This window comes from Saliphagus sp. GCM10025334 (assembly GCF_042663485.1).
In the GTDB taxonomy this organism is placed as follows: domain Archaea; phylum Halobacteriota; class Halobacteria; order Halobacteriales; family Natrialbaceae; genus Natronosalvus.
In genome coordinates, this window is sequence record NZ_JBHTAF010000001.1 from 1,706,436 (window position 1) to 1,725,200 (window position 18,765).

Sequence of the window (18,765 nt, forward strand, 5' to 3'; positions counted from 1 at the left end):
TGGTAGATCAACTCTGCCCGAGTTCGTGAGTCACCCCGGTTTCGTGACGGCTGCTCTCTATCGCTGCGGCTGGTCCTCGCCCCAGTCCTCCGCTCTCGAAAGCGTGAACGAGAACGTCGTTCCCTCGCCGAGTGTCGATCGAACCCAGATATCTCCGCCGTGACGGTCGACGATCCGCTGACAGAGCGCGAGCCCGATGCCCGCTCCGTCGTGCTCCTCGCGACTGTGCAGCCGGTTGAAGATCGTGAAGATGCGATCCTGGTCCTCGGGAGCGATGCCGATGCCGTTATCCCGGATCGAAATCACCGGCTTCGTCCCCCGGTGGCCGGACTCAATCCGAATTTGAGGCGGGTCGTCCCCGCTGTACGTGATCGCGTTGTCCAGGAGGTTCTGGAAGACCTGCTGTAACTGGGTCGCGTCCCCGTCGACCCGTGGCAGGTTGTCCCTCGTAATATCGGCGCCTGCTTCGTCGATCTGGATTCGAAGGTTATCGAGCGCATCGTCGAGGACGGCGTCGAGGTCGACCGGCTCGAGCGAACCGCTCTCCGTGTCGACGCGGGAGTACGCGAGGAGTCCGTCGATCATCTCACGCATGCGGTCGGCGCCGTCGACGGCGAATTCCAGGAACTCCTCGCCGTCCTCGTTGAGAACCTCCTCGTAGCGCTGCTCGAGCAGTTGCAGGTAACTCGAGACCATTCGCAGCGGTTCCTGGAGGTCGTGGGAGGCGGCGTAGGCGAACTGCTCGAGGCGTTCGTTCGACTCCTCGAGTCGCTCGACCGTCTCTTCGAGTTTCCGCTCGTACTCCTTGCGCTCCGTGATGTCCTGGGCCATCGTCATTCCGGCGAAGACGTCGCCCCGTTCGTCAGTGATCGGAACCGCATGGAGCACCCACTCCCGGTCGGCGTAGGAGAGTTCGACCGACCGCTCTTCCCCCTCGAGCGCGGCCCGGAAGGCGGGCTCGAGCGCGCTCCACGTTTCGTCCGACCAAACGTCACACGCCCGGTTCCCCTCCAGATCGGCCGGGTCCACCGGAATGCGGTCGAAACCCTGCCCGGCCGCCAGCGTGTACGTGAGGTCGTCGTCGAAGAGCGTCACCAACCCGTTCGGAAAGCACTCCGCGAGCGTCCGGTGACGCTGCTCGGACTTCTCGAGTTTTCGTTCGCGCACCCTGTGCTCGGTGACGTCCCGGAAGTAGACCGATACGCCCGTCTCGGAGGGGTAGACGTGTTCCTCGAACCAGGCGTCGTACGGCTCGAAGTAATCCACCATCGAGACGGGCTCCTGCGTCGTCATCGCCTCGCGGTACCGCCGCTCGAACTCAGTGTCGACGACCTCCGGGAACGCGTCCCAGATCACCCGTCCGAGGAGTTCGTCCTCGGCGGCGTCGAGAATCGATTCAGCGCTCTCGTTGACATGGGTGAACTCCCAGTCGTCGTTCAGCGCGATGACGCCGTCGGTGATGCGGCCGTAGATCTCGTCCAGTTCGGCCGTGAGCTCGCGTTGTCGACGCTCGAGCGCGCGTTCGCGCTCTTTGAGGTCGGTGATGTCTTCGCCGGTCGTCACGACGCGTTCGATGGTCCCCGCGTCGTCGAAGAGGGGCGCGGCGTTGATCGAGAACCAGCGACGGTCGCCGCTGGGGAGATCAACCCGGAAGTGCCGATCGTACACCGGTTCTCCCGTCTCCAGCGTGATCGCGAAAGGGTGGTCTGCGGTCGAAATTCGCTCCCCGGTCTCGTCGTAGACCGCTCGGTTCGACGGGTCGTACGTCTGCACCTCGCGCTCCGGGATCTCGAGCATCTCCCTGAGGCGGTCGTTCATTCGCGTGACCTCGCCGTCCGAGTCGAGCACCTGAATGCCGATCGGACTCGTCTCGAGAATCTGGTCGGTCAGGTCGCGCTCGAGTCGGAGTTGCTGTTCGCGATCCACGAGTCGCCGTTCCACGTGATTCCGGTCGGACACGTCGCGGACGATCCCCACGGTCCCTTCGAACATTCCATCTTCGAGAAGGACGTTCGGTCGAAGTTCACAGGGAATTTCCTCTCCGTCCGCGGTTCTGACGGCGAGTTCGAACGTTCGGTTCAGTCGACCGTCGGCCGAAAGGTGCTCCTCGATGGCCCGTCGGATTCGTTCGACGTCGTCGTCCTCGAGGACGAAGGAGACGTGTTCGCCGAGGAGTTCGGCTCGTTCGTACCCGGTCATCTCGACGATGACGTCGTTGACCGCAGTGAAGCGGCCGGCGGGATCGAGCTGGTAGATTCCGTCGCTGACGGCGTTGACGAGCGTACGGAATCGCTCGAGCGCCACGTCGGCGTCGGAATCGGCCCAGAACGCCCCATCCGTCGCGTCCGCTCGTCGATTCATGACTGCGTGCACAATGTTGGTGGTGATAAACGCTCCCCGTCGCGCTGCATCGGGGATGGATTCGGCGCGTCCTCGAGAAGTCGAGGGAGTCGACAGACGAGTCGCGCAGAGAGAGCGTTCGCCGCAAACGACGCTCGGAGAAGAAGCGGGAGGGAAAGAAAACGAAGGCAACGTCCGACGAGGCAAGAACCTTACCGGTTCGATTCGTCGTCCCGCTCGTCGGCCTCATCGCCGCTTTCCGTTCGGCGTTCTTCCTCGTCGCCGTCGGAGTCCGAACGCTTCGAGCCCTCGAGGCCCTCGCGAACCGCGTCCGGTTCGACCGCCGCGTCAGTCCGCTGGCCGACGTCCTCGCCCGGACGAACCTCGGCTTCCGGGTCACGGTCCGTGAGTTCGGTCGGATCCACCTCGAGTTCCCGGCGCTGGGCTTCCTCGATCTCCTCGAGTTCCTCGAGGTCTGTGGCCGGGTCGACCGACCCGCTCGAGTCGCCGTCCGCGAGCGGATCCGTCTCGTCTGCGGCGTCGATTTCGCCGACGGGATCCGTGACGTCCGCCGGGTTGCCGGCCGGTTCTCCTCGACGCTCTTCGTCCCCGTCGATTCGCTCCCCCGCGTCCGCCCCTGGGTCCGGATCGTCCTCCCCGGGCGGCGCCGACGGCTCCTCCTGGTTGCTCGTGACCGGTTCCCCTGGTGTGTACTCCTCGTCGGGAGCGGGGGTGTTCTTCCCCGAGGCTTCCGACGATGGCAACTCCGAGTCGGCCGGGCTCGCGTCGCTCGTCAGGTCCTCCCCGGGGAACGACGGGTCGAGCCGAACCGCGTCCTCCGTAACCCGGTCGACGGCGTCGTCCGCGAGGGGGACGGCGTCCTCCCGGCCGCCCCACCCGAGCGCGGCCCTCGTGGAGGCCGCCATCTCCGGGTCCGGTTCGACGTAGGCCGTCCCGGGGTCGACGGCAGTGACGATACCGACCGTGTCTCCCGACGCGGTCTCGACCGACTTGCCGACATCGTCCGCGGTGAATACTGGACTCATACGAGTCGATCTAACACAGCCCGTTCGAAGTGGTTCGTGCCTGCATGGTCCTGCCTCGGCCAGTCCTTTCGATTCGCGCTGTAATCGCCCTTCACGAACCGCCTTCAGCGTCCCTCACGACTGCTCGAGCACTCGGTCGGTGTCGCTCATGGGTTGATCGACACGCATCGGCAACAAACAGGTGATCGCTGCTCACGCAACCCGCGGGCCGAAGTCCCTCAACTCGAGTCGCGTCGGTCCGATTCGAGGTCCTCGGGCACCGGTTCGTACCGCAGGACGGGAGTGGAGTCGGGGTCCTCGGTCTCGCCGACCCGCGAGACGCCGGGAATCTCGAGGAGGAGGGACGAAAGCGCCTCGGCTGGGCCGTCGCCCGACTCGTGTTCCGTCGAGTGCCCGCCCTCGATCGCTTCGAGGAGGTCGTCGACCGTCGCCCGTCCGCGCTCGGCGAGCACGACGAACGCCGCCCGAGCGGTCGCTCGCTCCGCTGGCGAAGGTTCGAGGCTCTCGAGGGCGTGTCGGGCACTTCCGATCGAGTGTCGAACCGAGGGCGGGTCCGGAACGTCCCGTCCGTCACCGTCTTCCGGACGGTCGATCGCCGGGGTTCCCTCGTAGCGCCACCGTTCGCCGAGGTCCTCGTCGCCCGAGCGCGCGACGGTTGGCAGGGCCTCGAGGCTATCGTGAACGCACTCGGACCACCACCGCTCGGCCGACTCGTAGCCCGCGGGGACCTCGCTGTAGGTCGCGTCGATTACCTCCGCGGCTGTGGCCTCGCCCCAGTACCGGAGGAACGAGAACGCTGCGCGGACGGCCGACGCCTCGTCCGGTCGCAGGTCGCGCGACTCGAGGACCCGTTCGACCTCGTCGGGGGTGTCGATCCGGTAATCACGCCCGCCGACAGGGGTCGCTTCGAGGACGCGCCGGCCGTTGTCGGTGAGTTCGTACCGGTCGTCGCCGCGGCTCACGAGTCCGTTGTCCGCGAGGTGCTCGAGGCTGTCAGCGACGCCGTCGGGCCCCGTATCGAGGCGGTCCGAGAGCGCCTCGATTCCCGCGGGGCCGTCCTCGAGTGCCTCGAGGATCGTTCGATCCCGATCGTCGAGCGTGTTCGACGGCACGCGAGAACGTCCAACGCCGGGGCACCTAAGTCGAACGCCGGCCGTCGAAAGGTAACGGTTTCGAAGGTCACTCGGCGGGCATCGCGCCCGACTCGATCTGTTTCTCGTCGTCGTCGAACGACCCCGACACCCGCTCGAGGTCGAAGACGAACTCGGGTCCGAACGCGCCCGCCGGCGTGCAAAAGCCCTCGTCGGCGTCGCCGGCGAGCACCCGTCGAGCCGCCGCGACGGCGCCGTCAACGGTCACCACGTACGGATCGGGCGTCTCGAGTCGCGAGACGACGCGCACGTCGCCCTCGCGCGCCTCGCCCCAGACGAGGGCCGACCCCCGCTCTCGCGCCCGCTCGGACGGTCCCTCGCGGACGAGTTCGGCGACTGCCTTCAGCGCCCGTTGCACGGGATCTCTCGCGAGCACCGGGGCGAGCAGCCGATGTGACTTGAGACCGAGGCGGGCGGGCGGGGGCATCATCGCGTACACTTCGACGTTCGGCACCCCGGTCGTGTAGTACGCCGCCGACACGTCGCCCATGGGCACGGTGACGGCCGGTCGCTCGCCGCGTCCGAAGTCGATCCACCGCGTCCGCCACCCGGCCGGGACGCGCTCGAGGTGGCCATTCCGGCGAATCGCACCGCCGGTGTCGACGCCCTCGACGACCGTTCTGAGCGTGCCGACCGACGGCACCCGGATCGAGTCGACCCCCAGTGCGAGCGCCGAGGCGCCGGGAAACCGCTCCGCGAGGTGGGCTGCGAGGCAGTCCATCGCGATCACGGAGAACCCCGCGGCCGGGAGCAGCGTCACGCCGGCCTCGCAGGCGTCCACGTCGCGGTCGTGAATCGACTCGATGACGGGAATCTCGCCGGTGATGTCGACGTAGTCGGTTCCGGTTCGGATGCAGGCCTCGACGAGCGGGTCGGCGGTGTTCGAGAACGGGCCCGCACAGTTCAACACGCACGCGACGTCCTCGAGCGCTTCGGCCACGGTCGACGGATCGTCGAGAGCGAACCGTCGGCCAGGGCGTCCGAGTTCGTCGACCTGATCGGCTACCCGATCGCCGTCTCGACCGGCGAGGATCACGTCGATGCCTCGATCGACGGCCGCCTCGGCGACGAGCGACCCGACGAACCCGTACGAGCCGTACAGCAGGAGCGACGACATACCGACGCGTTCCACGACCCGGCGGTTAAACGGTTGGCTGGCGTAAGCCGACGGCGCCTTCGACGGGTGGAGGGCGGCCTCGGCCGTAGTCGGCCGGTTTATAACGATTCGGTGGCGAGAGGGGGACATGTCTCAGGCGAAGGGCGACCGCCGGGAACGCGAACTCGTCAACCTGCTCGACGAGGCCGGGTTCGCCGTCATGCGAGCGCCCGCCAGCGGCTCTGCGACCGAACGCGAACTGCCCGACGTACTCGCCGGCGACGGCGAGACCTTCTACGCGATCGAGGCCAAATCGAGCGCCGGCAACCCCATCTACCTCACCGGCGAGGAGGTCGAGGCGCTCATCTACTTCGCGCAGAACTTCGGCGCAAAACCCCGCATCGGCGTCCGGTTCGACCGCGAGGACTGGTACTTCTTCCACCCCGGCGACCTCCACGTCACCGACGGCGGGAACTACCGCGTGAAAAAGGAGACCGCTGTCGCCGAAGGTACCGACTTCGACGAGTTCGTCGGCCGCTCGCAGAAGGTCACCCTCGAGGAGGTCGGAGACGCCACTGACTCGGGGCCGGATCCCGAAATCGTACGCGTCCTCCGGGCGGTCGAGCAGGGTGTGATGGACGTCGAGGAGGCGGCGACAATACTCGAGTAGGGCAGGGACGGCGACGCTCGAGTAGGCCGTCAGTGGGTGTCGGTGTTCGAGTAGACCGCCATAGTGTGCTGACACTCGAGTAGCGTCGAGTCGAGATTGAGGTCTCGAGTCGAAACGGCACCCTCGAGCCGATTCACCCCAAGAAGAGGTCGATCATGTCGTTACTCGAGTTGCCGCGGTACAGTTCCGAGTAGCCGCAGTTGGTACACGAGACGACGCGAAAGCGACGGTTCTGGATGTCGAAGATCTTCGAGAGGCCGGTGCCGGAGGTGGCGATGTCGTCGACTTCCGTCTCGGTGTGGCCGCACTTCGGACAGCCCTGATCGCTATCGGAGACCATACGCGCCGTTCGTGACGGATGTTTGAATACTTTATTGTCGCTGAACGTCGAATTGGCACCTATGACCGCCGGATTCGTCGCCTTCGTGCTCCTCCTCTCGCTGCTGGTGCCGCTTGCGCTCTACGTGCTGATCAGCGACGAAACCACGAACCCGGAGGTCGTCGATCGAGAGAGCGCCGAACGCGAGGCGATGAGCCTCGGCGGACGCGACGCTCGAGCCCGGTCTCGAAACGCCGAATCGACGGTGGCAGACTCGAGGGAATCCGAGTAGGAGAGAGGAGCGGATCCCGATCAGGTCGAGCGAGACCACGGAGTGGGGGTACAGCCGACTCTCGTCGAGATTCCCTGCACCCGACAACTCCTGTTACTCCTCCGGTTCGTCCGTATTCGACTGCCGGCGCAGCCACTCGAGGCCGAGGAGCCCGCCGAAGATCCCTGCGCCGGTCGTGAAACCGGGTGACTCGTCTGCGTCCGTCTGGGAGGTGCGTTCTTCGGCCTCGTTAGCCCCGTCGGCTCCGTCGTCGGAGTCGGTCGTGGTCTCGTCATCGTCGTCGGATACGTTTCCGTCGGATCCGGTCGTATCCTCGCCATCGTCGTTTTCGTCGTCGTTGGGACACCCGCACGTGTCGCCGTCGTTTGTGCCGTCGCTGTCGTCATCGTCGTCTCCATCATCACCACTCGTTTCCTCGTCCTCGTTATCTCCGTCGTCGTCCTGGTCATCCTCTCCGTCGGCGTCGTCGCTTCCGTCGCCGTCGCTTTCGTCGCCGTCATCCTGTTCGTCGTCTCCGTCGTCACCCGACCCGTCGTCGTCAGGTTCGTGGATTGCGACGATACCGTCGTTATTGGTACGGTCTCGAGAGAGATAGATCGCGTCGTCACCGATTGCCGTAATCTCGTGGCGATCGAACTCGTCAGAGAGCGAGAGGACCCACTGCACCGTCCCGTCGTCGAGGTCGAAGGCGACCAGGTCGTTTTCGTACTCCTGTTGGTCACTCTCTGCATACCCGAAGTAAGCGTAGAGTGTGTCTCCGGCAACTACGCCGGAATCGCCAACCACCGGAGCGGACGTCCGCCAGCGTTCCGCTCCGCTCTCGAGATCCATCACGGTCAGACTGGAGTCCCCCGGACTCTCTCGGACGCTGGAAACGGCCAGCGACCCCTTCAGTGTGAATCTACCCCACACGAACGAGCTGTTTTCCAGGTGCTCTCCCGTAATTGGATCGAGCCCTACCCAGCCCCCTCTCTCGATGCTATTGGCGAGGAGAGCGCTATCGGTGACGATCATCGCACCGTTCTCGTGGAACTCATCTGGGGCGACGGCATCGTGGTGTCGCCACACCTCCTCGCCCGTTTCGGGCTCGAGCGCGAAGAGTACGTGTTTGTTCGACGCGTAGACGACCCCGTTCGCCGCGCACGTGCCGCGGAACTCCTTCTCGTAGGTCTCTTCACCGTCGTACCCGTCGACCGTGATCGTCTGAATCTGCCAGCGTACCGAGCCGTCTTCGGCGTCCAATCCGTACACGACACCGTCGGCGACGACGTAAATGCCCCCGTAGGCAACCGTCATCGAAGAAACAGCCTCCTCAGAGCCGATGGACGATTCCCAGCGTAGTGACCCATCTGATCGATCGAACGCGTAGACCTCGTCTCCGCTCGCGTAGACGGTATCGTCGATGACCGTCGGATTACTCGCCTGGACGTCGTCGTTTCGCCACTGTACCGACCCGTCCTCGGGGTCGAGTGCGGCGATGGAGTCGTCCACACTACAGTACACTCGCTCGTCGTCGAGCGCGATTTCGGCGCCGGCGTCGACCGTCCACGCCACCTCGAGAGCGTTCTCGTCGAACGTTCGCTCGCCCTCGACGAACTTCGTGTTCCCGGAGTTCGCCCGATTCGACCACGTGTCGTTCGCCCCGCTCGGTCCGATTTCCGGGTCGGGAAGCGAGTCGAGTACGTTGGAGTCCCCGTCCGTTACCGCACTCGCTGAGTAGGCGCTCCCCGCGAGTACCACTGCTACTGCGCTGTGTTTCAGGAAATCACGTCTGTCGTAACCGGACATACTCGCAATGGGCGGAAACTAAAATATCAATACCCACCAGATAATTTGTTAATGAAACAGTTCGCCATGGACAAACCGACGGATCTACCGGTACGCACCGCGACCACTCAACCGTTCGATCGTACACACTCGAGGGCGCCGTTCAGGCCGCGAGCGGTTTCGAGAGCCTTCCAAAGTGACGATTTCGATACGTGAAGCAGTTGATAGTAGGAGAGATTGCTCGAGTGGGACGCGTTCTCGAGCGGCTGTCGATCCGGTTCGAGAATACGACTATGGCTGCTACCACCACACTATGCTAGCCGCGGTTCTGGCCCGTCATTACTGTGTTTCCGGCCGATCGAGGGTCGCCGGGTCAACCGCACCGTAACCCACGACCGCATCGAAGTGCTCGAGCGCGAACCGGTCGCCGCTCGTGATCCCACGGGCCGCCCGAGCGTCGAACTGCCGATCGATGAATCGCCGAGCGACGAGTGCGAGGCGGGCGTCGGGATCGCCACCGTCGTGGCCATCACGCCGGCCCTCGAGCGCTCGCTGGGCCTCCTCGAGCAACAGCGCCGCGGTGAAGACGTCGAAGACGTAGTGAGTCAGCTCCTTGGCCTGGAGCTGAGCGTACTCGACGTCCTCCGTCGCCAGTTCGGCGAGTGCGGTCCCGAGATCCTGAAACTCCCTCTCGACCGCCTCGGCGGAATCCGCAAGGAGCGAGTGCGAAACGGCCTCGAGCCGCGCCTCCACGACCTCGAGGAACGGCTCGTGAGCGTCTTCACGCTCGAGCGCGCGGAGCACGTCGAGCGAGAGGATGTTCTCGGTCCCCTCCCAGATGGGGAGCACCTGGGCATCGCGCAGCAGGCGGTTGGTGATGAAGTCGTTCACGTAGCCGTTGCCGCCCTGGATCTCCATCGCGTAGGAGGCGGTGTCGACGGCCATCCGACCCGTCCGGGCTTTCGCGATAGGGATCAGCAGTCGCATGAGTCGGTAGGCGTGTTCCCCTTCGGCCTCGAGTTCCTCGAGGCGGCCGTCCGGGATTTCGAGGTCCCCACGCGCCGCCCGCTCGGCCCGCTCCCGGATCGAGAACAGCCGCGCGGCCTCCATCGTGAACGCCGTCGCCGCCTCGTGATCGACGACCATGTCGACCAGGTCCCGTCGCACCAGCGGGTGCTGGTCGATCGGTTTTCCGAAGGCTTCCCGATTGGCCGCCCTGACTTTGCTCTCGAGCAGCGCCCGACCGATGAGTCCGCACGACGCGGCGGCGTTCGAGAGGCGCTCGAGGTTGAGCATCTCGGCCATCTGCCGGAACCCGTTCTCTGGTTCGCCGACGAGAAACGCCTTCGCACCCCGGAACTCGACTTCGCCCGTTGGAACCGCAACGGTCCCTAGCTTGTCCTTCAGGCGGCGATACAGCTGGTCGTTCAGCTTCCCCTCGAGTTCGTGCGGCACGAGAAACAGCGAGAGCCCGCTCGTGCCGTCGGGTGCGCCTTCGATTCGAGCGAGAGCGAGTGTCCCCTGGGCGTCGACGTTCGAGCAGAACCACTTTTCGCCGGTGAGGCGGTAGCACCCGGCATCCTCGTCCCACTCGGCGCGGGTTTCGGTGGCGCCGACGTCGCTGCCGCCCTGCTTCTCGGTGAGGAACATCGCCCCTCGATCAGGTCGTCGTAGGCGCGGCTCGTCAGGCCGTCGTAGTAGGACTCGAGGCTCCCGTCGTCGAACTTCTCGAGGACCAGCGCGGCCCCCGCGGTCATCGCGACCGGGCAATCGAAGCCGACGTCGGCGTAACAGAGCAGGTGCTGCATGACGAGGTTGTGCACCAGAGGCATCGGGTCGTCGCGACCCGGTGGCGCCTCGAACGCGTCGGCGACGATTCCGGTCTCGTAGACCAGGCGCTCGTTCTCGAGCTGTTCGGGCGGGTAGCGAACCCGGTTCTGCACCTCGCCGTGTTTGTCGTAGGGCTCGAGTTCCGGCCCGTGGTCGTCGATCACGTCCGCGTTGTCGGCCACCGTGTGCCCGACGAGCTCGCCGAACGCCTCGAGGCGCGGGCTGGCCCACTCGAGTTCGTCCTCGGTGTAAATGCGGGCAACCTCGCGCTGGAGCGCCCGGTCGAAGGTCCAGTAGTTGACGTGGCGACCCTCCTCGAGGGCGCCGTAGTCGATTCGGTCGTCCGTGATCGTCATACCCGAGTACTCGGATTCGGACGACGATAAAACGGGGCGAAACCAACGGATGGGGCGTTGCGCCTGGTTGTCGGCAGTCGCTGGCGCCCAACCAGACCTCAGAACGAGTTCAGAGGTGGCTCAGGCTCAGACCTTCTCGAGGCGCGTCCGCGGGAAGACGTACACGCGTAGCGACTCGGGAACGGGGCCATTTCGGGCGACCGTTGCGTGGGGATACACGGCGCCGACGACCGGCACGTCGGAGTCGTAGCGCCTGTTGGTGACGTAGTCGGCGACTGAGGTGTCGGCGGCGCTGATGTGGACGGCGTCCGCCCGAAGGTCCGAGACGTCGACGACCGTCAGGCGGTCGCCGGTTTCCCGGTCGCGGACGCGGTCGCCGGGGTAGACGGCGTGCTCGTCGCAGTAGGCCGGACCGTCGGCTTCCGGGCCGTCCTCGTCAACGAACGTCGGGTCGCCACAGTCGAAACAGGGGACGGCGAGCTGGCCCGGCGGCGGCGTCCGCCCCTCGGTAATCTCGATGGCGATTCGGCGGACGTGCTTACACCGGGCGTCCCGGAAGACGTGGTCGGGACAGGTACACCGGCCGGCCTCGAGGTCGACCAGGTAGGTTGCGCCGCTGCCGGCCTCGACCTCGTAGAGGCCGTCGCCGAGCGGGAGTACGGACATACGATCGGTTCTCGCCCGGACCGACCGGTCGTCGAGGTGTCGGCGGGGCGGGAGGGGGAGCGATGCTTTCGGTGACGCGACTGTGTTCATGGATGCGTCGATAGTGGTGGATTCGGTCGTCGGGCTATTCGACAGTAATAGGGGCTCGAGCACCCTAAACCCTCGGTCAGCCGATACTGACTGTTCAGGACAATTCGGTGCGCGGGCCGTCTCGGTTCGACGCCAACGCGGAGAGCGTGAGTCGAGCGGAGGGCATGCGAACCGGTACAGAATCCGAGGTGAGAAACGTCGAACGTCCGTCAGGCGTCCACGACGCCGGTCGTCAACTCGCCGAGGGTCGCCTCGAGCACGTAGTCCGGTGCCTCGAGCGACAGGACGGTCTCCTCGTCGACGTCAGCGAAGCGAACGAGGAGTTCGTAGGAACCGTCGGCCTCGACCTGCGAGATCTCTTGCTGGGATTCGTCGAGCGTCGAGAGCCAGACGTACTCGCCCTCGTGGTCCGGCGAGGACCGACCGACGATCTCGTAAGTGGGGATGGACTCGGCGCTCTCGCCCGCGGTCGGATAGCCCGCGTCGGTCCACCCGTTGTACCCCTCGTCGAGCGCGTAGACGTTCTCGAAGCCGTCCGCGAGCAGTTCGCTCGCCCGGAGGACGGCCAGCGAGTGCGGACAGCCACAGTAGGTGACGATCCGGGTGTCCTCGCTCCACTCCTTCGTCGGGTCGCCCTCGACGCCGTCGGGCGCCGTGCTCAGGTGCGCCCCTTCGATGTGCGAGGCGCCGTACTGTCCCGCTCCGCGCGTGTCCAGGAACTCCGCTTCGTCGGCCTCGTACCACTCGTAGGCGTCCTCGAGCGGGACCAGGGGGACAGTCTGACCGCCCTGCGATTCCGTGTCGTATCCCTCGTCGTTCGTCGCGTCTCCACCGGGCGAGTCCTCGTCCTCGAGGATCGATCCGAGACAGCCCGATAGACCCGATATCGAAGCGATCCCGACCGCCCCGAGAACCGTACGTCGTCGCATACGGGTTTCAGGTCGTGCCACCGTCTAAACCTTCTGGTGTAAACCCCGCTTCTCGCCGGTAATTTCGATGAGAGAACCCCTTCATTTCGAGTGGAAACCGCTAGCAAGGGCTACGATCGGGCTCGAGTCGAAGTTTGAGAAGTAGACCCACCAGGATTCGAACCTGGGTCGAAGCCCCCAGAAGGCTTCAGGATTGGCCGCTACCCCATGGGTCTGCGAGCGCAGAACGAGATTCGCGCGGCCACTACTTATGACTGTCGTATCGGACCAGGCGGAACGATCATCGCTCGGAAATTGGCGGTTCCTCGAACGTCTCCTCGCAGCCGTGACAGCGAACGATAGCCGACTCGATGCTGCCGTCGACGCCTGTTCCTCGAGCGAACGCGAGGTCCTCGCCCCCACAGACGGGGCAGCGGTCGCCCTCGAACGTACTGTCGCAGTTCGGACACTCAAACGTGACCGTCCCCTCGTCGGTTCGCAGTCGCAGGGGTTCGTCCCCACAATCCGGACAGGAAGCTGGTACCCTGACGTCCTCGGTTTTCCGTGGTGCGCCGAGTGCCAGCACCACCAGTTCCGTGTCACCACCGTTTTTGCCGGACTGAAAGGTTCCGCGACCGAATCGCACCGCCTCGCTCTCTGCGACGGTAACCGTACCCGACAGCGTCTCGAACGTCGCGACGCCCGACAGGATTACGAACACCTCCTCCTGGTCACGGTGTGCGTGCAAGCCACCCGGAAACTCCCCGCCCGGCGGGATCCGGTACTCGTTGATCGCGAGATCCGACGTTTCCAGCGCGCCCGAGAGTTCCCGCCGTCGGCCACCGTCGGCGAACTCGACGGGCTCGAGGGCGTCGATCTCGACGGGTTGCATACGCGAGCGTTTCGCTCCAGGAAGATAAAATCGAGGTCGGGACGACTGATAACGGATGGCGGTGCCGAAGCGGGACGGTCGTGCATACATCGACACCTATTTTCCCTCTAGATGCACACGAACGCGTATGTACGTCGGACGATTCGTCGTCGTCGGTCCGGACGCGGGCGCCTACCGCGTCTCCTCCCGTTCGTTTCCCAATCGCCAGATTACCGCCCGCGAGGAGGCGCTCACCGTCGGCCCCACTCCCGACGCGCCCGAGACGGACAACCCCTACGTCGCCTACAACTGCCTGCGCGTGGTGGAGACGCCGACCGGCGAAACGGTCGCCTTCGGCAACGGCTCACACGTCGACCCCATCGCGGAGAAACTCGAGCTTGGCTACCCCGCTCGCGACGCCCTCGCCACCGCGTTGCTCGCGCTAGACTTCGAGAAAGACGACTACGACACGCCCCGAATCGTGGCGACCATCGACGCCGACGGCGAGGCTCTGATCGCCACCGTCCGTCGGGACGCCCTGCTCGTCGAAACTGTCGAGGAGCCGACACTCGTGGCCACCTACGAGAAAAATACGCCGGAAGCGTTCGAGTTCGAACCAACGGACGCCCTTGACGCGGCGAGCGAGGTACTCGAGGCCGAGTTCGAACACGCCGTCTGTGCCGCTGGCGTCGTCCGAACCGACGAGGGGTTCGAGACGGCGATCGACAACGGCGAGAACTGAATAGAACGGGTGCAGTCTGCCCGAGTCTAGAACCGAATACGGAAGCGCGAGTCCGGAACTCGAGCGTTTCGAGAGTACGTTACTCGTCGCCCTCGTCCACCAGCGAGCCGAACAGCGCCTTCGCGTCGTCCGGCACGTCGAAGTCGTGGTAGTGCTCGCCCTTCTCCTTCGTCAGGATGTTGAGCGCCGCCGCCGCGCCGTCACCCGCCGAAATGACCGCCTGCCACTCCTCGGCGCGTCCCATCGCCCCCGTGGCGTAGGCGTTCTCGAGGCTGGTCTCCATCGTGATATCGACGTCGACGACGTCATCGTCCGTGAAGTCACAGCCCAGGTCCTCCGCGAGGTCGCGGTTGGCACCCGTCGCGAGCACGAGATAGGGCGCCGTCTCCTCGCCGTCTTCGGTCGCGACGCGGTAGCCGTCGCCCGTGGACTCGACGCCCGTGACTTCCACGCCCTGCTGGCGATCGACGCCGAAGTCGTCGACCTGCTCGCGGAGGGTCTCGAGGTACCGGGAACCGTCCATCGACTGGACGCCCGGGTAGTTGAACAGGTGAGCCTTGTGCATCCACGTCGCGTCCGTGTCGTAGACGGTCGTCTCGAGGCCGTTCTTTCCGGTGAACAGGGCCGCGCTCAATCCGGCTGGACCGCCGCCGACGATCAGTACGTCCGTCATGGGTTGAAATTACACAGGAACGCGAATAAGCGTGTGGAAGGCGGCGAACTGGTCTCGAGTAACGAGCCCTCTGATTTTTCGGCTTCAGTATCTCGAGGGGCCACACAGTGTAATCTCCTCAAAAGTGTAACCCGGTCCTCCATTTCGACTCCTATCTCGTACGGATGATGGTTGGGTTCCACATAAACTACAGATAGTGAACATATATACGAGAGTAGATAATGTATGATAGTATGAACGATAAACCAGATATATTTCTCTTCGGAATAGCCTTCGTTTACGGTCTGGTTGTTCCGGCTGGAGTTCTTTATCTGATAACAAATAGTAGTGATGTAACCTCGGTGTACCCGTCTCTCTCGTTTGTGCTTCCAGCCGCCTGGTTTGCCCTGGTTACACTCGGGGTAGTGTTCCTGGGTCGCAATCTTCAACTTCCGACGGATTCACTACTGGGAGGAGGTATTTTGGGAACGGTCGCTGGATTTGGACTGTTCGACGTTCTTGTTGGGTGGAGCTTCGTGATGTTCGCAATTGCACTAATCGCGATACTGGCGGTTATTCTGGGTTCGTGGATTGCCTACGAGTGGAATCGTCGCTCGAGAGACATCGCGGAACCGCCATATGGCACCTGGCGCCACATTTTCGTGCTGGTAGCGACACCGCCGATTGTCATCGTATTCCTGTTTGTTTTGGTCTGATAGATCGGTCGACAGAGAACCAGTACAATACTCACCTGCACTGACTGTTAGTCGGGAGCAGTAAAACGGAGAAAGTGAGAAGCACTCGCCAGACGACCATCTCGAGCCTTTCGAGCCTTTCGAACAATTCGAGGAGTATCGAGCCACAGCACGTTGTGTTCACTGAAACGCCGTCTCGAGAATCCCAACAGAGTCACACGGGACCGTCTCAGGCGTCGACAGACCCGAAAACCGCTACAGATCGGATTCCCGCAACTCGATGTCAGCGATCAGGTCGTAGGGATGGGCGTCCTTGCGGATGCCGTCGACGATCGCGAACGCCTCCCCGGGCGAGAGGAAGTGTTCGGTGACCACGCGCCCCAGCGGTGTCGGCGAGAAGCCGTCGATGAAGTCGTACTCGAGTAACTTGCCGATGGCGTGGGTCGTCGGCACCTCGCCGAGCATCCGGTCGTTGAGCGCCTTCGCCGCCTTCCCGCCGACCGTGATGTTCGCCAGGGTCTCCTCGATGGCGCCGTCCTCGTCGTAGTGGGTCATCACCGGCTCCATCTCCCCCTTGAGGAGCTTGAAGGCCACTTCGTCCTCGGTCATCTCCATCGAGTTGTGGTAGCTGCAGTCGGGTTCGACCAGGACGTAGACGGTCCCCTGGTCGTGGTAGTCCGGTCGTCCCGCCCGCCCGAGCATCTGGTGGAACTCCTGGACCGAGAGCCACTCGATGCCCATCGCCAGCGAGTCGAAGATCACCTGCGAGGCCGGGAAGTCGACGCCCGCGGCGAGCGCTGCAGTGGTGACGACCGCCGCGAGGTCCTGGTCGGCGAACATCTTCTCGACGCGCTTGCGTCGCCGATAATCGAGCCCCGCGTGGTACGGCGCCGCGTTGTACTCGAGCTTTCGCGAGATCTCGTGACACCGCCTGCGGGAGTTGGTGAAGATTATCGTCTGGCCGCGGTACCCCTTCGAGGACTCGGTGTCGAACTCCCGTCTCACGAGTTTGTTCTCGACGTTCACCTTCTCGCGACCGTCGGCGAACGTGACGTGGCGCTCGATGGGAACCGGGCGCTCCTCGAACTCGATCAGGGTGGCCTCGAGCGCTTGGCCTAGCTGTTCGGCGTTTCCGACGGTCGCAGAGAGGTAGATCCACTGGGCGCCGCCGTACTCCTCCCGGGCCGCCGCGCGCTTTTCGGTCGTGTACTTCAGTCTCGAGATGAGGCCGTCGAGGCGGTGACCTCGCTCTTCCTCCTTCAGCGTGTGAACCTCGTCGATGACGACGGTGCCGATGTCGCCCATGTCCTTGCCCGTCCGCAGCGCGTGGTCGATCCCCTCGTAGGTGCCGACGATGACGTCCGCGTTCGGGTCGAACTGGTTGCCAGAGTCGGCGATTCGGCTCGCGCCGACGCGGATGGAGACGTCCACGAGGTGGCCGTACTCGTCCTGGAAGTCCTCGTACTTTTGATTGGCCAGCGCGACGAGGGGCACGAGAAAGAGCAGTTTTCCCTTCCCGTTGAGCACGCGGTTGAGCCCCGCGAGTTCCCCCACGAGCGTCTTCCCCGTCGCCGTGGCGCTCACGACCAGCTGGTCGTCCCCGTCGAACAGGCCGTTCTCGACCGAGAGGCTCTGGACCGGCAGCAGGGTGTCGAACCGGTCCTCGAGCAAATTCTGCAGGCCCGGATGCAGGTTGAGGGTGTCGACGCCCACCGGATCAACCTCGTCGGTCGTCGCGGAGATGGTGTCGAACTTCGTGAGATCCGGATCCAGTCGCCCCTTCAGCAGGTTCGTGATCCGCTGGAGGTCCTGTACCTCGAGCATGAGGTCCTCCAGGCGGTCCTTCGCCGCCCCCGTCACGTTCCCGACGTAGGAGAGTTCACGCTCGAGTTCGCGAGCGGCGCAGTCGGTGCAGATCCAGTCCTCGTCGTCCTTGATCGCCGTTTCGGTCGTGATTGGGGAGTACCGGCCCGAGGACGCGCAGTACCGACAGGTTCGGACCACCTTCGTCTTTTCCTCGAGCTGGTAGCCCGCGAACATTTCCTCGAGTTCCCGGCGGCCCTCGGGAGAGGTCTGCTCGGAGATGCGGATGCGGCCGGCGCGACGAGCGAGGTCGACGAACTCGTCCGGCTGACGGGGCTCTTCGCTCGAGTTGCGCTTGACGCGAAACTTCGCGGGTCGTGGTCCTGCCGAGGTCTCCGAGACGCCGAGTTTTGCCCGGAACAGCCGCTTTCCGTCCCGGGTGACCACCACGAGGTAGTCGTTCCCGGTCTCGTGACAAAAGAGCGTCTCGACCTCGGGGACCTGTTTTGACACGCCCGTCAGTAACAGCGTAGCGTACTTGAGCGGTTCGGACTCGGCCGATCGCCGGTGTATCTACGCTATAAAAACTATATTTTAATTCGGACGACACAGTGACCGTTCTGCCAGCGTGCAAAAGCCTCGAGTCGAGACAGAAATGGGAGAGACGGGGCTCGAGAGCCGGTAGCGGTGGTAAATCTCGTCGTTGACGATAGCTCGAGAGTACCGCCTGTTCTGCGATTGCTCGAGATTACCGTCCCTGCGACGATTCCGCGTCGGCGCTCTCGTTCCCGCCGTCTCCAGCGCTCTCGTTGCCGTGGTCTCCCGGCGTCTCGTTCCCGCCGTCTCGAGCCGGTTCATTCCCGCCGTCGGGCGACCGGTCGTCCATCGGCTGGCCGACGCCCTCGCCGGCGATCGACCGCGCCGTCGCTGCAGTGTCCGGTCCGCCACGCTCGCCGGCACGCTCCCGGAGCGTCCGAATCTCCTCGACGTCGACGCCCTGCGCCGAGAGAACGTCGCTTGGCAACTCACCGGCGGCGTTCGCGCCGATGGCAGCACGTCGCTCGACGCTTCCCATCTCGGCGACGACCTTCGCGACATCGGCGCGATAACGTCCCTCGCTGATCTCGCCTGTCTCCCGGGATTCATCGAGTTCCTCGAGTCTCCCCTCGAGGTCCGTGAGCCGGGTTTCGTCTTCTCCGTGGCGCTCGGCGATGATCGCCGCCTTCGCCTCGTCGGACTCGGCGTTCGCCAGTTCGAGACCGAAGGTTCGTTCGGAGACGTCACCGTCAAGTTCGGCGTTCTGGACGCCGACTGCGGCCGAGAGCTGTTCGCCGGGGGCAATCGATTCGTTCTCGGCGTCGGATTCCTCCTGGACGGCCCCGTTGGGGACGACGCTCGCCGCGGCCAGCGGAACCGCTACCGCCACTGCGAGGAGGACAACCGTCAGTGCCATCGATGTGCGTCGATTCAT

At 64.5% G+C, this 18,765-nt stretch carries 16 protein-coding genes, 1 tRNA gene and 1 pseudogene; 4 read left to right on the forward strand and 14 right to left on the reverse strand.

The genetic code is table 11. The features are described from left to right. Positions 1-57: 57 nt before the first annotated feature. The 4 genes from ACFQO4_RS08045 to ACFQO4_RS08060 all read right to left on the reverse strand — a co-directional run bounded on the left by ACFQO4_RS08045 (position 58) and on the right by ACFQO4_RS08060 (position 5,654). Positions 58-2,361 carry a PAS domain-containing sensor histidine kinase gene (locus ACFQO4_RS08045; RefSeq protein WP_500260383.1) on the reverse strand — a complete coding sequence of 768 codons (2,304 nt, stop codon included), beginning with the start codon at positions 2,359-2,361 and terminating at the stop codon, positions 58-60. Positions 2,362-2,552: 191 nt separating this feature from the next. Beyond that, positions 2,553-3,386, reverse strand: a complete 834-nt coding sequence (locus ACFQO4_RS08050; RefSeq protein WP_500260384.1) for a DUF8593 domain-containing protein — start codon at positions 3,384-3,386, stop codon at positions 2,553-2,555. A gap of 218 nt (positions 3,387-3,604) precedes the next feature. After that, positions 3,605-4,498: a hypothetical protein gene (locus ACFQO4_RS08055; RefSeq protein WP_500260385.1), complete on the reverse strand. Its 894-nt coding sequence runs from the start codon at positions 4,496-4,498 to the stop codon at positions 3,605-3,607. Between the two features lie 67 nt (positions 4,499-4,565). Further along, positions 4,566-5,654: a saccharopine dehydrogenase family protein gene (locus tag ACFQO4_RS08060; RefSeq protein ID WP_500260386.1), complete on the reverse strand. Its 1,089-nt coding sequence runs from the start codon at positions 5,652-5,654 to the stop codon at positions 4,566-4,568. Positions 5,655-5,781: 127 nt separating this feature from the next. On the opposite strand from ACFQO4_RS08060, the gene hjc reads away from it, so the two are divergent. Next, entirely contained in the window at positions 5,782-6,303 is a 522-nt protein-coding gene (gene hjc, locus ACFQO4_RS08065) for a Holliday junction resolvase Hjc (RefSeq protein ID WP_500260387.1), read from the forward strand. Between the two features lie 133 nt (positions 6,304-6,436). Here the strand turns inward: hjc and ACFQO4_RS08070 are convergent, their stop codons facing one another. Then, complete coding sequence (locus tag ACFQO4_RS08070) at positions 6,437-6,643, reverse strand: zinc ribbon domain-containing protein (protein WP_253431591.1); 207 nt, start codon at positions 6,641-6,643, stop codon at positions 6,437-6,439. A 61-nt stretch (positions 6,644-6,704) separates the two neighbouring features. On the opposite strand from ACFQO4_RS08070, the gene ACFQO4_RS08075 reads away from it, so the two are divergent. Then, positions 6,705-6,914 (forward strand): DUF8143 family protein, encoded by a 210-nt coding sequence (locus ACFQO4_RS08075; protein WP_500260388.1) that lies wholly within the window; start codon positions 6,705-6,707, stop codon positions 6,912-6,914. Between the two features lie 93 nt (positions 6,915-7,007). Here ACFQO4_RS08075 and ACFQO4_RS08080 read toward each other — a convergent pair whose 3' ends face one another. From ACFQO4_RS08080 to ACFQO4_RS08105, 6 genes and pseudogenes are all read right to left on the reverse strand, one after another. Further along, the gene (locus tag ACFQO4_RS08080; RefSeq protein WP_500260389.1) at positions 7,008-8,702 is read right to left on the reverse strand and encodes an outer membrane protein assembly factor BamB family protein; all 1,695 of its coding nucleotides are present in this window, start codon (positions 8,700-8,702) and stop codon (positions 7,008-7,010) included. 318 nt (positions 8,703-9,020) lie between these two features. Beyond that, positions 9,021-10,867, reverse strand: a pseudogene (locus ACFQO4_RS08085) (acyl-CoA dehydrogenase family protein). 126 nt (positions 10,868-10,993) lie between these two features. Beyond that, positions 10,994-11,623: an SWIM zinc finger family protein gene (locus tag ACFQO4_RS08090; RefSeq protein WP_500260390.1), complete on the reverse strand. Its 630-nt coding sequence runs from the start codon at positions 11,621-11,623 to the stop codon at positions 10,994-10,996. Between the two features lie 209 nt (positions 11,624-11,832). After that, complete coding sequence (locus ACFQO4_RS08095; RefSeq protein WP_500260391.1) at positions 11,833-12,552, reverse strand: rhodanese-like domain-containing protein; 720 nt, start codon at positions 12,550-12,552, stop codon at positions 11,833-11,835. A 142-nt stretch (positions 12,553-12,694) separates the two neighbouring features. Then, a tRNA-Gln gene (locus ACFQO4_RS08100) sits at positions 12,695-12,767 on the reverse strand. A 65-nt stretch (positions 12,768-12,832) separates the two neighbouring features. Next, positions 12,833-13,423, reverse strand: coding sequence for a cupin domain-containing protein (locus tag ACFQO4_RS08105; protein ID WP_500260392.1), 591 nt, complete (start codon positions 13,421-13,423; stop codon positions 12,833-12,835). A 127-nt stretch (positions 13,424-13,550) separates the two neighbouring features. Between ACFQO4_RS08105 and ACFQO4_RS08110 the strand changes: the two genes are divergently transcribed. Then, on the forward strand, positions 13,551-14,144 hold the full coding sequence (locus ACFQO4_RS08110) for an IMP cyclohydrolase (RefSeq protein WP_500260393.1): 594 nt from the start codon (positions 13,551-13,553) through the stop codon (positions 14,142-14,144). A gap of 79 nt (positions 14,145-14,223) precedes the next feature. Here the strand turns inward: ACFQO4_RS08110 and ACFQO4_RS08115 are convergent, their stop codons facing one another. Then, a complete protein-coding gene (locus ACFQO4_RS08115; RefSeq protein ID WP_500260394.1) occupies positions 14,224-14,817 on the reverse strand; it encodes an NAD(P)/FAD-dependent oxidoreductase in 594 nt (197 codons plus the stop codon). Between the two features lie 233 nt (positions 14,818-15,050). Between ACFQO4_RS08115 and ACFQO4_RS08120 the strand changes: the two genes are divergently transcribed. Then, complete coding sequence (locus tag ACFQO4_RS08120; RefSeq protein ID WP_500260395.1) at positions 15,051-15,512, forward strand: hypothetical protein; 462 nt, start codon at positions 15,051-15,053, stop codon at positions 15,510-15,512. Positions 15,513-15,746: 234 nt separating this feature from the next. Here the strand turns inward: ACFQO4_RS08120 and ACFQO4_RS08125 are convergent, their stop codons facing one another. Next, positions 15,747-17,807: a DEAD/DEAH box helicase gene (locus ACFQO4_RS08125; RefSeq protein ID WP_500260396.1), complete on the reverse strand. Its 2,061-nt coding sequence runs from the start codon at positions 17,805-17,807 to the stop codon at positions 15,747-15,749. A 235-nt stretch (positions 17,808-18,042) separates the two neighbouring features. Beyond that, the gene (locus tag ACFQO4_RS08130; protein ID WP_500260397.1) at positions 18,043-18,765 is read right to left on the reverse strand and encodes a hypothetical protein; all 723 of its coding nucleotides are present in this window, start codon (positions 18,763-18,765) and stop codon (positions 18,043-18,045) included.